Source organism: Corynebacterium afermentans subsp. lipophilum, assembly GCF_030408375.1.
Lineage (GTDB): Bacteria > Actinomycetota > Actinomycetes > Mycobacteriales > Mycobacteriaceae > Corynebacterium > Corynebacterium lipophilum.
Genome location: NZ_CP046530.1, coordinates 518,624 through 530,790, shown reverse-complemented (window position 1 = coordinate 530,790; position 12,167 = coordinate 518,624). Strand labels below are relative to the sequence as shown.

General features: G+C 66.7%; 13 protein-coding genes. 3 read left to right on the top strand and 10 right to left on the bottom strand.

Annotation, left to right across the window (positions count from 1 at the left end; all coding sequences use genetic code 11):
• Positions 1-13 precede the first annotated feature (13 nt).
• The 3 genes from mtrA to CAFEL_RS02540 are packed head-to-tail and all read right to left on the bottom strand — an operon-like array spanning position 14 to position 1,712.
• Complete coding sequence (mtrA, locus tag CAFEL_RS02550; protein ID WP_063938587.1) at positions 14-697, bottom strand: MtrAB system response regulator MtrA; 684 nt, start codon at positions 695-697, stop codon at positions 14-16.
• Positions 698-748: 51 nt separating this feature from the next.
• Positions 749-1,357 (bottom strand): dTMP kinase, encoded by a 609-nt coding sequence (locus tag CAFEL_RS02545; RefSeq protein ID WP_194560865.1) that lies wholly within the window; start codon positions 1,355-1,357, stop codon positions 749-751.
• Positions 1,358-1,361: 4 nt separating this feature from the next.
• Positions 1,362-1,712, bottom strand: a complete 351-nt coding sequence (locus tag CAFEL_RS02540) for a hypothetical protein (RefSeq protein WP_194560864.1) — start codon at positions 1,710-1,712, stop codon at positions 1,362-1,364.
• Positions 1,713-1,936: 224 nt separating this feature from the next.
• Here CAFEL_RS02540 and CAFEL_RS02535 point away from each other — a divergent pair, with 224 nt between their 5' ends.
• A complete protein-coding gene (locus CAFEL_RS02535) occupies positions 1,937-3,049 on the top strand; it encodes a hypothetical protein (RefSeq protein ID WP_194560863.1) in 1,113 nt (370 codons plus the stop codon).
• Here the strand turns inward: CAFEL_RS02535 and manA are convergent.
• From manA to CAFEL_RS02515, 4 genes are all read right to left on the bottom strand, one after another.
• Positions 3,046-4,227, bottom strand: a complete 1,182-nt coding sequence (gene manA, locus CAFEL_RS02530; RefSeq protein WP_194560862.1) for a mannose-6-phosphate isomerase, class I — start codon at positions 4,225-4,227, stop codon at positions 3,046-3,048. The two genes, CAFEL_RS02535 and manA, sit on opposite strands and share 4 nt — an antisense overlap.
• 10 nt (positions 4,228-4,237) lie before the next feature.
• Positions 4,238-5,236: a hypothetical protein gene (locus tag CAFEL_RS02525; RefSeq protein ID WP_194560861.1), complete on the bottom strand. Its 999-nt coding sequence runs from the start codon at positions 5,234-5,236 to the stop codon at positions 4,238-4,240.
• Positions 5,237-5,261: 25 nt separating this feature from the next.
• Complete coding sequence (locus CAFEL_RS02520; RefSeq protein ID WP_194560860.1) at positions 5,262-6,632, bottom strand: phosphomannomutase/phosphoglucomutase; 1,371 nt, start codon at positions 6,630-6,632, stop codon at positions 5,262-5,264.
• Positions 6,633-6,693: 61 nt separating this feature from the next.
• Positions 6,694-7,158, bottom strand: coding sequence for a DUF3499 domain-containing protein (locus CAFEL_RS02515; RefSeq protein ID WP_194560859.1), 465 nt, complete (start codon positions 7,156-7,158; stop codon positions 6,694-6,696).
• Positions 7,159-7,251: 93 nt separating this feature from the next.
• Between CAFEL_RS02515 and CAFEL_RS02510 the strand changes: the two genes are divergently transcribed.
• Positions 7,252-7,725, top strand: a complete 474-nt coding sequence (locus tag CAFEL_RS02510) for a metallopeptidase family protein (RefSeq protein WP_194560858.1) — start codon at positions 7,252-7,254, stop codon at positions 7,723-7,725.
• Between the two features lie 3 nt (positions 7,726-7,728).
• On the opposite strand, the gene CAFEL_RS02505 is transcribed toward CAFEL_RS02510, so the two are convergent.
• The 3 genes from CAFEL_RS02505 to CAFEL_RS02495 form a co-directional block, all read right to left on the bottom strand.
• Positions 7,729-7,977, bottom strand: a complete 249-nt coding sequence (locus tag CAFEL_RS02505; protein WP_172796738.1) for a WhiB family transcriptional regulator — start codon at positions 7,975-7,977, stop codon at positions 7,729-7,731.
• A gap of 328 nt (positions 7,978-8,305) precedes the next feature.
• Positions 8,306-9,424 (bottom strand): mannose-1-phosphate guanylyltransferase, encoded by a 1,119-nt coding sequence (gene manB / locus CAFEL_RS02500; RefSeq protein ID WP_194560857.1) that lies wholly within the window; start codon positions 9,422-9,424, stop codon positions 8,306-8,308.
• Positions 9,425-9,460: 36 nt separating this feature from the next.
• Complete coding sequence (locus tag CAFEL_RS02495) at positions 9,461-10,393, bottom strand: glycosyltransferase family 2 protein (protein ID WP_290172158.1); 933 nt, start codon at positions 10,391-10,393, stop codon at positions 9,461-9,463.
• Between the two features lie 96 nt (positions 10,394-10,489).
• Between CAFEL_RS02495 and CAFEL_RS02490 the strand changes: the two genes are divergently transcribed.
• Positions 10,490-12,085: an LCP family protein gene (locus tag CAFEL_RS02490; protein WP_194560855.1), complete on the top strand. Its 1,596-nt coding sequence runs from the start codon at positions 10,490-10,492 to the stop codon at positions 12,083-12,085.
• The last annotated feature ends 82 nt before the right edge of the window (positions 12,086-12,167 follow it).

Here is a 12,167-nt window from a genome sequence, read left to right as displayed (position 1 = left end):
TGGCGTCCAGGTGCTACACCTCCGACTTACCGGTTTTGTAGCCCACACCGCGCACGGTGAGGATAATCTCCGGGTTCTCCGGGTCGTGCTCGATCTTGGAGCGCAGACGCTGCACGTGCACGTTGACCAGGCGGGTGTCGGAGGCGTTGCGGTAGCCCCACACAGACTCCAGCAGCTCCTCTCGCGAGTGCACCTGGTTGGGCTTGCGGGCCATCTCCACCAGGAGGTCGAACTCCAGGGGCGTGAGCTGGATTTCCTCGTCGCCGCGAGTGACGGTGTGCTGTGGCACATCCACAGTCAGGTCGCCGACCTCGAACACGTCTGCCGGGGTCTCGTCGGTGCGGCGCAGGCGCGCGCGGATGCGGGCGACAAGCTCCTTCGGCTTGAACGGTTTGGTGATGTAGTCGTCCGCGCCGGACTCCAAGCCCAGCACCACGTCCACCGTGTCCGTTTTAGCGGTGAGCATGACCACCGGCACCGCGGACTCCTTGCGGATCTCGCGGCAGATGTCGATGCCGTTCATGCCCGGCAGCATCAGATCCAAAAGGATCAGGTCGGGGTCGAACGAGCGGAAGGCAGGCACCGCCTCAACACCGTCCGTCACGGAGCTGGTTTGGAAACCTTCGGCCTCCAACACGATTGTCAGCATCTCGTTGATCGCCGGGTCGTCGTCCACCACAAGGATCTTCGGTGCCATGCGTCCTCCTCTATCCTTTTCGCGCTGAGCCGCTCAGTTTGAACTGCTCTTCTACTCCGTCAGCTCGCTCACTGCCTGCATAATAACCGCCGGATCTGCGGTGCGAAGCCACCGGCTCACCCAGTTGCGCTCCGCTAGCTCCGAATACGCCTGGAAGGTTGCCACCTGCAGAGCCACGTCGCGCTCGTAGCGGTCGCGGGTGCGCGTCGCGTCCTGCGCCTCGCGGGCCTCCGCGCGCTCGCGGGCAACATCCGGGGTGGTGTCCACCAGAACCTGCAGATCCGGCTTGGGCAGACCCAACTTCTCAAATTCCAAGTCGTGCACCCACTTCACCGCGGCGGCGTCACCTGTGCGGGCGCTGGTGTACGCCGCGTTGGACGCAACGTAGCGGTCCAGGACGATGATGCGGTCTCGTCGGCCAGCGAAGCCGTCGAGAAGCTGCTTCGCCCCATGCCTGTCCAAAGCGAACATGGTGGCCATGCCGAACGCGGAATCTGTCAGATCGCCCATGCGCCCGTGCAGGGCGTCCTGCGCCAGCTGGGCGTGCACGGACGTCTCATAGCGGGGAAACGCCAAGGTCTCGGCGCCGAAGCGCTCTTTTAACGCGGTGACAAGCGTGTTTTTGCCGGCACCATCTATGCCTTCAACAGCGACAATCATGCAGTTACGCCAGCGCCTCGAGGAACTGCTCCAGATCCTGCTCGGTGTCCGCCTCCTCGAGCACGGTGGCCGCGGACTCAACCAACTGCTCGTCCATCTCGTCCGGCCGCATACGGATAAACGGGTAGGTCTCAGCGATCTCACCGGCAGAAAACGGCGCACCCGCCCAAATCGCGGCGATCGTGGCCGCAGCCTCGCCGTTGAGGAGCTCGTCTTCGCTCGGATCCTGCTTCGCGGCGAGGAGGACCGCATCACGGACCGCCTCGAAAACCTCGTCGAAGTCAAGATCGACCAGCTCGTCCAGGAAGTCGGTGTTGGCATCGACCGTGAAAATCTGCTCATCCCAAGTGCTCACTGCGGCGCTCCTTCCATAGATGGTGCGCGAGCGGGCGCCCGCGCGACGTGTTACCCCCATCTGTATACGGCAAAACGGGCCCCCGGGGCAGCCGAACGCGCAACGACTCGCCGCGCAGGGGTTCCGCATTTACCATCCGCGTGCTATAAACAGTGCTACAACGCAAAACGTTACCAATTTGTAACTAAGACGCGGGGCCGAAACACCCCGTGGGAGGAGTCACCGTGGAAGGGACCGCACGCCGGGTAGCCGTGTTCATCGGCGCAGGTGCACTCCTTGCTGCCCTCGTCGGGTTCACCGTCTGGGCCACCTCCTCGCCCGGGCAAAACAACCGCGCCGGTTTCACCGCGGAAGCCGCTGGAACCACCGATGCCAGCGCCACGCCCACCACATCGAGCCCGACAACGGAAACGGTGACGGAGAACCAGACACACACCCGGACCGTGCGCAGCTCTGCAAGCGCCGTCGACAACGGACGCAACGCCAACCGCGGTGCGGGCGCTGCCGGTCGAGCCAGCTCCGACGAAGCACGCGCCGGCGCTTCCGTGCCCACCGGCTACAACGCGGCACAGGACCCGTACCTGCCGCCGCACGCTGTGGTTGCTCCGGAACAAGCGTCGGGGCAGCCGCCCCGCGTGTACCGGCCGTCCAACATCGTGCCCTCCCCTGCCCGTCCGCAGGCAGCGCCGCAGGGCGCCAACTCGACGGCAGAGCCAACCCCGGCGGGCGCACAGACCAGCGCACGCACTCCCTCCCAGCAGACGCCGGGCAGCACCCCGCCGCGCGAGCCGGGCGAGAGCAGCGCCGCACAGCCGAGCACCCCTGCCACGCCGGCACCTGGCGGGTCTGAAGCACAGCCGTCGGAGGCCACCGAGCCGACGCGCACCCCGGCACAGGAGCCGTCGCAGCGGCCGGAACAGCCGCAGACCACTGAGGCGTCCGACGAGTCCGAGCAGACGCCGCAGCCCGGTCACGGCTCCGGACCGTCGCACGGCCCCGATGACATGGGCGGCTCGGGCAACGCGGGTGGCGCGGCCGGCATCCAGGTGGCAGAGCCGTCAGAGCAGGAGCCGTCTCACGCACAAGATGCGCAGCAGAGCCCGGCACCAAAGACGCGGCTTGAAGGCGCAGGCGCGGCGGCACAGCCGTCCGCGGGCGCCGAATTCACTGACGACGCCGACTCCGCTTCCGCGTCGCAGGTGGCCCCGGAGGCCGCCGCAGCGGAGGAGCCCGCGGCGCCGACCCGTGTCGCGGGCAAGGAAGACGTTGCGGGCTACCCGAAGGAAGATGAAGGCATGACGGCCCGCGGCGTGTTGAACAAGATCACCGGCCGCTAGGCCGTAGCCACAAACACCTGGGCCGCGCCCTCGGCGGTCAGCTCCACTTCCCCTTCGCTCGCCGGCGCCCAGGCTCCGTTGCCCTGGGACAGCACAAACCCGTCGGCGCCGCGCACCTCGCCGGAGGTGCACAGCACAATCGCTGGGCCGTCTTCGTCGATGGCCAACGTTTCGCCGTCGGCAAGCGAATGCACTCGCACCGCGAAACTGTCCACCGGAAGCTGGAACTCCACGCCGCCGTTCGACGCAACCGCTTCCGCCCGCGGGTTTTCCAAGGTGCCGAAGTCCAGCACCTTCACCAGCTCCGGCACGTCCACATGCTTGGTGGTCAGCCCACCTCGCAGCACGTTGTCGGAGTTGGCCATGACCTCCACCCCCAGACCCGACAGGTAGGCGTGAAGCTGGCCGGCACGCAAAAACGCCGCCTCGCCGGGCGCAAGCGTGAGCACGTTCAGCAGCAACGCCGCCAACACGCCCACATCGCCCGGGTACGCCTGGTTGAGCTCGAGGTACACCTCCGCGGCTTCCACCATCCACTCAGGGGCAGTGCGCTTCTGGGCAAGCTCTGCCGCCGCGCGCTGCACCGATTCGATCAACTCCACCCGCGGCTGGTGCGGCAGCGAAATCAGGGTGGTGAACAACGCGCGCAGATCGCCCTCGCCGTCCGCGGGCAACAAGGTGGCGTAGCGGTCCAGCTCCGCGCTGCCGAGCTCGGCAAAAAACGCGGCGGTGTCCGGAACCGGACGGAACCCGGCCAACGCGCGGAACTCGGTCAGCGCGACAATGAGCTCGGGTTTGTGGTTCGGGTCCTTGTAATTACGGTTCGGGCTGTTCAGCGCGATGCCCTCGGCGTTTTCGCGCGCAAAGCCTTCCTGCGCCTGCTCCAGCGAGGGGTGGGCCTGGATGCTCAAGGGCGCGGCCGCGGCGAGCAGCTTGACCAGAAACGGCAGCTGGTCGCCGTGCGCTTCTGTGACCCTTTTACCCAGCGCGACGGCCGGGTCGGCGGCGATGGCTTCGTCTAGGCCCTGCCCGTTCACCGTCGCCGGGGCGGCCGGGTGGGCACCAAACCAGAGTTCCGCCTGCGGCTGCGGGCTCGGCGAAGGCTCGCCGCGCAGCTGGGCGATCAACGTGTGGGAACCCCAGGGGTAGGGGCGCAGAGCTCCTTCGAGGTGCTCCATGGTTCTCCTTCTACTCCTCCGTGGCGGCGGCATCGACGTCGGCAGCAAGCGCCACCACCGCGTAGGCCCGGGCAACCAGGCGTGCCGCACGAGCCGCCAGATCGTCCGCTTCAGTCTCCGCAGATTCCATCTGGCTGCCTGCCGGGGCCACCGGATCGGTGGCCTCGCACGTCCAAACAACGGTTGTTAAACCTACCAGCTTTGCGGGGCCGTCGAGGTAGGGGTCGTGGAAGATATCGTCCGCGGCGGAGGCGGAATTACCCTCCTGAGCACGCTCGACGGCAAAGGGAAGCTCATGGTAGTCCACAAAGGACGCCGGGATGCCGTGTGTGGACCACAGCGACGCGACAAGCTCCGCCACCGCACTGCCTGCCATACCGAATCCGGTGTGCAGCACCCGAGCACCGTCAACCTGGGCGCGCAGTTTGCGCGCGGCGTTGACCGCCACGTCGCGCCGCGGCGAGACAGACTCCAGCTCCGCATCCACTTCAGACGCCAGCAGCTCGAAGCGCTCCGCCACTACCTCGGCCGGCTGGCGCAGCGCCAGCAGTACTGCCCCCACGACGGCGCAGGTACGCAGCGGGGAGGCGCCAGCTGTGTCGGGCAGGGCGGGAATGACGGTGGCGGCCTGTGGTGCGTCTTCAAGCAAGGGCCCCTGCTTCGGGCCGGCGAGGATGGTCTCTGCGCCGCGGTCCGCCGCGGTGAGCAAACCGCGCAGATCCTGCTCGCGTCCAGCGTTGTCGCCCACAACCACCACGACATCGAGCGCTCCGATGTACGCCGGCAGCACGTCAACAACCACCACCGGTACCTCGAGCGGGGCGGCAAAGGTTGCCACCGCACGCGCCGCGGCCGCCGCGACCTGGTCGGTGGCCAGCACGACCACGCTGCGGGGCTGCATGCCGTGCAGGCCTTCGAGCAGGTGCGCCGCCTGGCCCACGGCACGGACCTGCGCGCCCTCGTGGGCGATGTCGAAAAACAGGGCGTCTTCCCTGGAAAATTCGCTCATACCCCGCGAGCGTACGCGGGGAACCTCAAGCGCGGATGATGCCGAGGATTTCCTCTGTCAGCGCGTCCACCTCGTCGCGCGTCGGCGCCTCGGCGTTCAGCCGCAGCAGTGGTTCGGTGTTGGAGGCGCGCACGTTGAACCACGCCTTGGAGTCTTTGAGCTGCACGGTGACGCCGTCGAGTGTGTCCACGGATTCCGCGCGGTCCGCAAACGCGTCCACCACGCGCTGCGTGGCGGCGGCTTGGTCGGCGACCTCGGAGTTGATCTCGCCGGAGGCGGTGTAGCGCTCGTAGGCGCCCATCATCTCGCTCAGCGGCGCGTCCTGCTCCGCCAGCGCGGCCAGCACGTGCAGCGCCGCCACCAGGCCGGAGTCGGCATTGAAAAACTCCGAGAAGTAGTAGTGCGCGGAGTGCTCGCCGCCGAACAGCGCGGAATGTTCCGCCATCTGCGCCTTGATGTAGGAGTGCCCCACACGCGTGCGCACCGCGTTGCCGCCGTGCTCTTCAATCAGCTCGGGCACAGCGCGCGAGGTGATCAGGTTGTGGATGATCGTCGCGCCCGGGTGCTGCTTGAGCGTGCGGGTGGCGATCAGCGCGGTGATCGCGGACGGGGAGACGGCCTCGCCGCGCTCGTCCACCACGAAGCAGCGATCCGCGTCCCCGTCGAAGGCGAGACCGATGTCTGCGCCCTGCTCCACAGTGAACTTCTGCAGGTCAACCAGGTTCTTCGGGTCCAGCGGGTTCGCCTCGTGGTTGGGGAAAGTGCCGTCGAGCTCGAAGTACAGCGGGCGGATGTCCATATCCCCCAGCACCGCCGGCACCGTCATGCCGGCCATGCCGTTGGCCGCGTCCACTGCCACAACAAGCTTGCGGCGCGTAGGCACCGGCACAAGCTCGCGCAGGTAGGAGGCGTACTCATCCAGGGCATCATGCTTATCGACGCCCCCGGCTTCCCCCTCATACTCCGGCACACCCTCGAGGATCATGCGGGCGATCTCGCCCAGGCCCGTGTCTGTGGACACCGGGGTTGCACCCGCGCGGCAGAGCTTGATGCCGTTGTACTGCGCCGGGTTGTGCGAAGCGGTAAACATCGCACCGGCGCAGCGCTTCGTGCCGGCGACGAAATACAGCTCGTCGGTGGACGTCAGTCCCAGCAGGGTCACGTTGAGGCCCTGGCTGGCGGCGCCTTCAGCGAAGGCGTTTGCAAGCGCGGGCGAGGACGGGCGCATGTCGTGGCCGACCGCGATGCGGGTCTCCCCCTCCCCGCGCAGGATGTGCGCGAACGCTGCGCCCGCGGTGCGGACGAAGTCCTCGTCGATGGTCTCGCCGACGACGCCGCGGACGTCGTACGCCTTGATAACGCTCTTCAGCGTCTCGTTCGTGTGCTCAATAGCCATGCGCGGTATCTTATCGCGCGCCCCCGACACGGTCCTGCGCAGACCGCTTTGGTCACCGCAGCTACTGCTCAGCCTCCGGGTCCGGCACGATACGCAGATGGGAGCGCCGCGCCGCCTTGGCCGCGGCTATCTGCTCCTCCACCCGCTTCGTGCGGTGCACCGGGTGGTTGGAGGTGTCCGGGTTGTTGAAGTCTTTGTCCGCCGAATACTCGATCGGGTCCTGGCCGGTTTCCACCAGCCCGGTGGTCACACGCCCCGCTTCGCGCACTGCCTCCGCGAGCGCGGTGATGTCGGTGTTTTCGTCGTCCGACTCGTCGTCGAGTTCGACGTGCTCGACGCGGACCAGCTCCCAGCCCACCGGTGCGGTGATGTGCGCGGAATGGCGTTCGCAAAGATCCCAGGCGTGCGGGTCCGGGGCGGGCGCGAGCGGTCCGACCACTGCCGTCGAATCCGCGTACGCGTAGATCAGCGTGGCCACGGCGGGCCGGCCGCACCCTGGGCGGCAACAACGGCGGTAGATATTCACGGCGCCAAGTCTAAACCCCACATTGAGATTTCGATAGTGCAACGCGGCGCGCCCACGCCACCTTTGCTGCGCCGCGAAATAGCATTGCCAGCTATGAGCTCCACTCGCCCCTCCCACGTACAACCGGCCCGCAACCGCCACGGCCGGGGCGTGCGCGGGCCCATCCTGCCGGTCGGTGTGCCGCGCTACCGCACCCGCGCCAACGCATTCGACCAACTGGTCATCGACGCCTACGCGCCACTTCACAACCAGTACTTCAACGAGCTGGCCGGCGTCGATCTCGCCGTCGACACCATTCCGCGGATGCGATTGAGCCCCGACATGACGGTGCTGCCGGACGAGATCATCGCCGACGGCCCGGTGCCGCTCGGTCGCGTCTTGCAGGCGGGCGTGGACAGGCAGGGCAACCCCACACGCGCGCGCTTCGTGGTGTTTCGCATGCCCATCGAGCACCGCACCGCGACAACACAAGAGCGGTCAGAACTCCTCACTTGGGTTCTGACCGCTCTTGTGGCCAATTACCTCAACTTGGATCCGAGGACTATCGCCCCAGACTTCCCCTGGTAGGGCCTAGCTAATCTGCTTTTTCAGGCGGCGGCGCTCCCGGTCGGAGAGCCCGCCCCAAATCCCGAAACGCTCGTCGTGCTCGAGCGCGTATTCCAAGCACTCGTCGCGCACGGCGCACGCCTTGCAGATTCGCTTCGCCTCACGAGTCGAGCCGCCCTTCTCAGGGAAGAACGCCTCTGGGTCGGTCTGGGCACACAGTGCCTGATCCTGCCACTCCTGCTCGACGGCGCCGAACAACTCGTCGAGGGTCATCCCTCCCGCGGCTGCACCGCGGAGGGTGGCGTCTGCCTGGTTTTCCACGCCATTACCTTCCTTAGTTGCTTGTCGGTCGTATAAGAGTGGTGACCGCAGTTCCCGGTTGGCGGGTTCTGCGGATAACACTGTTGTGATTACACACCGCGACACTAAATAGCCGCAACCAGAATTCCGCAGTTTCCGGCCTGCGCTCCCTATTTCCCACGTCGCTCGTCACACGAGTCACATCAGTCACACGCGGGGGAAGATGGGGGTGGACATAGGGGGTACTACATCTAGTAGCGGCCGGGATTTGAGCAACTATTTGCCGGTTTTGGCGTGTCGCTTACGCGTCCGGAGAGAAACGCACTCCCGAATCCGGGATTTCCACGCCCGGCCACACACGCATGCCCGCCTGCAGCTCGCAACGCGCCCCGATCCGAGCGCCGTCGCCAATCACGCAGTCCGTGACACGCGCGTTCGCGCCAATCGTCGCACCTGCCGCGATGATTGAGTTGCGCACCATCGCACCGGGCTCGATGGTCACGCCGTCGAAGATCACCGAATCGTCCACGCGCGAGCCGGCGCCGATCTCGCAGCCGCGGCCCACAGCCGTGCCACCCATGAGGATGACGCCGTGCGCGACGCCAGCGGAGTCGTCCACAAGCGACTCGCCCGTGCGCCCCTCCAGCAACGGCGAGTACGCGATGCCGCGCACCACATCCGAGGAACCCTGGACGAAATCGTCCGGGCGGCCCATGTCGCGCCAGTAGGACGAATCCACGTGCCCGACCACCTTCGCGCCGGAAGACAGCAGGCCCGGGAAAGTCTCGCGCTCCACCGACACCACACGCCCTGCCGGGATCTGCTCGATCACGGAGCGCTTGAACACGTAGCAGCCAGCGTTGATCTGGTCGGTCGGCGGATCCTCCGTCTTTTCCAAAAACGCCAGCACGTTGCCGTCCTCGTCCGTCGGCACCGAGCCGAACGCCCGCGGATCCGGCACACGCACCAGGTGCAGCGTGACATCCGCGTCCTTGTCAACGTGGGTGGAGGCGATGGCGGACAGGTCCGCGCCGGAGAGGACGTCGCCGTTGAACACCATGGCGTTGTCGTAGCGCAGCTTGTCCAAAACGTTGCGGATGCCGCCGCCGGTGCCGAGGGCTTCCTCCTCCACCACGTACTCGATTTCCAGGCCGAATTCGGAGCCGTCGCCGAAGTACTCCTCGAACACCTCAGCCTTGTAGGACGTGCCCAGCACAACGTGGTGCATGCCGGCGGCCTTGATTCGGGCCAACAGGTGCGCCAGGAATGGATACCCCGCGGTGGGCAGCATCGGCTTCGGCGTCGACACCGTCAGCGGGCGCAGGCGCGTACCGCGCCCGCCCACCAGGATCACCGCATCCATCTCTGCCACTGCCCCGCCGGCCGCCTGTGCGGCGCCGATGTGCTCCGAAGTTGCCATTGCTCGTCCTTTTCTTCCTGCCTACTGGAGTTTTCTCTAAGTTTTGTTGCACCGGCTCGGCTTGCGCAGCCCAAGCTGGAACGCCCCGCGGACCTTCAGCCCGAGCCACAACGCCCAACGCAGCGGGGCCTGCCACGGGTGCGGGTGCCTGTCGCGCTGGAAGCGATAGGCCGAGCCGTGGTGCGCGGGCACCGTGACCTTGCGGAACTTGCCCGCCACATGGCCTTGATCGTGCAAGATCACCGACGACGGGCAGTACAAGTTATCCCACCCGGCGCGCGAAAGCCTGTCACCGAAGTCGATGTCTTCCAGGTACATGAAGTAGCGCTCGTCGAAGCCGCCGATGGCGTCGAAGGCTTCCCACCGCACCAGCAGGCACGCGCCGGAGAGCCACCCTGCGGTGCGCTGCACGTGCATGTTCGCGTCTGCTTTGTAGGCGCGGGAAAACGGGTTGCGCGGCCAGACGTCGTAAAGCAATGCATGCCCGATGCCTGTTGCAAGTCCCGGCACCTCGCGCGCGCTGGGGTACGCGGAGCCGTCCGCTTCCTCGATGCGCGGGCCTGCCGCCCCCACTTCGGGCGCGGCGTCGATGCAGCGGATCAGCTCGTCGATGCTGCCCGGGCCAAACTCGACGTCGGGGTTGACGATGAGGAAGTAGTCGTTTCGGATGGCATTCGCTTCTCTGCGCTTCCTCAGCGCCGCGGCCGCGGCATTAATCGCCGCCCCGTATCCGATGTTTCCCCCGGTGGGCAGAAACTCCACGTGCTCGTGCTCGTCGGCCGCGCGCTGCGGTGTGCCGTCGGTGGAGCCGTTATCCGCGCAGACCAAGTGCACCTTGCCGCGCGTCGCCGCGTCGAGCGAGGCAATCAGGTAGGACAAATGCTCGCCCGGCGAGTACGTCACCGTAATCACCGCAAGCGGCGGGTCGCCCGCCGCTGCCTCAGGTGTGTGGAGAAAGTCTGCATTCACAATGGCTGGAATCATACCCACCGGTGGAGCCGAAATTGGTGTACGGCACAGGCACTGCGGCAGGGATTCGAGCGGGGATGTCGTATACTTCCCCGCGTGACTGACCCCAACCGGCGTGCCCGCGACATTCAGGCGGCACCATCGCGAGCGCGAGACGTGTCCCAATCCGGGCACCCCGTGGTCAAAGGGGTCCTTGCGGTGGTCTCTGCCCTGGCGATCACCCTGTCCGGCGTCGGCTACTTCGCCGTCGGCCGCTTGGGCGGGCAGCTTTCCGCCTCGGAGCTCGACGTCAGCTCCCAGAGCAAATCCAAGGGCAAAGGCAATAAAGACGACGCCGCGCTCGACGGCGCAGTGGACATCCTGCTCGTCGGCTCCGATTCACGCACGGACGCGCAGGGCAACCCCTTAAGCGAGGAAGAGCTCGCCCGCCTCAACGCCGGCGTAGCCGACGGTGAGATCAACACCGACACCATCATGGTGGTCCGCATCCCGGAGGACGGCTCCAAGGCGACGGCCGTGTCGATCCCCCGCGACACCTACATCCACGACTCCACCTACGGCAACCTCAAGATCAACGGCGTCTACGGCGCCTACGCCGCCGACAAGCGCGAAGAGCTGGTCGAAGAGGACGGGATGTCCGAGGGCCCGGAGCTGGAGCAGCAGGTCGCCCGCGCCGGCCAAGAGGGGCTCATCGACGCAGTGGCCAACCTCACCGGCGTAGAGGTCGACCACTTCGCGCAGGTGGGTCTGCTCGGTTTCGTCCTACTCACGGATGCCGTGGGCGGCGTGACCGTGTGCCTGAACAATGCGGTGGACGAGCCGCTGTCCGGCGCCCACTTCCCCGCCGGTGTCCAAACGCTCAACGGAACCCAGGCGTTGTCCTTTGTACGTCAGCGCCACGACCTGCCCCGCGGCGACCTCGACCGCATTGTCCGCCAGCAGACCTTCATGGCGTCGCTGGTGCGCAACATGCTCTCCGCGGGCACTTTGACTAACCCGGCCCGCCTGCGCGAACTCGCCAACGCGGCGGAGCGCTCCGTCACGCTGGACAAGGACTGGGACGTGGTCCGCTTCGCGCAGCAGCTTTCCGGCCTGGCCGGCGACAATGTCACGTTCACCACGATCCCGGTCACCTCTGTCAACGGCACCGGCGACTACGGCGAGTCCATCATCACCGTCGACGTGTCCCAGGTGCAGCAGTTCATGGAGGACGCGGTGAAGCCCGCGCAGGAAGACGACCAGGAAGACGACACCGACGCTTCAGACTCCCCCGCCGCAGATTCCACGGTGTTCGACACCCAGGACGTCATCGTGCTCAATGCCGGAGCCGTGCCGGGCCAGGCCGGCCGCGTCGGCGAGGAACTTTCCAGCCAGGGCGTCCAGGTCTCCGAGGTAGCCAACGCTATGGAGGGCCTGTACTACCAGAGCCAGGTGGTGGCACCCGACGCCGACGATCCTGCCGCGCAGGAGCTCGCCCGCATCCTCGGCGGTGTGCCGGTGGTGGCCAACGCCTCGCTCGAGCCGGGCACGATGGTGGCCGTCGTGGCCGAGGATTACGCAGGACCGGGTGTGATGACCGCGGAGGAAGCGCAGCAGGAGGCACCGGTGGGCACCCCTGGCGAGGACTTCGGTGCCACCGAGATCGCCCCCGAGATCACCGCCGACGGCGACAGCCCCCGCTGCGTGAACTAGCACCGCCCCGGTCCCGTCGTTCCGCATTCCGGGAATGTAATTTCACAATTTTCCCGAATTTGAGGAAAATCCTGCACACGGT

Excerpts from the sequence above, each read along its gene's own strand:
- mtrA (WP_063938587.1), bottom strand. The coding sequence starts at position 697 with ATGGCACCGAAGATCCTTGTGGTGGACGACGACCCGGCGATCAACGAG.
- CAFEL_RS02545 (WP_194560865.1), bottom strand. The coding sequence starts at position 1,357 with ATGATTGTCGCTGTTGAAGGCATAGATGGTGCCGGCAAAAACACGCTT.
- manA (WP_194560862.1), bottom strand. The coding sequence starts at position 4,227 with ATGGAGCACCTCGAAGGAGCTCTGCGCCCCTACCCCTGGGGTTCCCAC.
- CAFEL_RS02525 (WP_194560861.1), bottom strand. The coding sequence starts at position 5,236 with ATGAGCGAATTTTCCAGGGAAGACGCCCTGTTTTTCGACATCGCCCAC.
- CAFEL_RS02520 (WP_194560860.1), bottom strand. The coding sequence starts at position 6,632 with ATGGCTATTGAGCACACGAACGAGACGCTGAAGAGCGTTATCAAGGCG.
- CAFEL_RS02510 (WP_194560858.1), top strand. The coding sequence starts at position 7,252 with ATGAGCTCCACTCGCCCCTCCCACGTACAACCGGCCCGCAACCGCCAC.
- CAFEL_RS02505 (WP_172796738.1), bottom strand. The coding sequence starts at position 7,977 with ATGACCCTCGACGAGTTGTTCGGCGCCGTCGAGCAGGAGTGGCAGGAT.
- manB (WP_194560857.1), bottom strand. The coding sequence starts at position 9,424 with ATGGCAACTTCGGAGCACATCGGCGCCGCACAGGCGGCCGGCGGGGCA.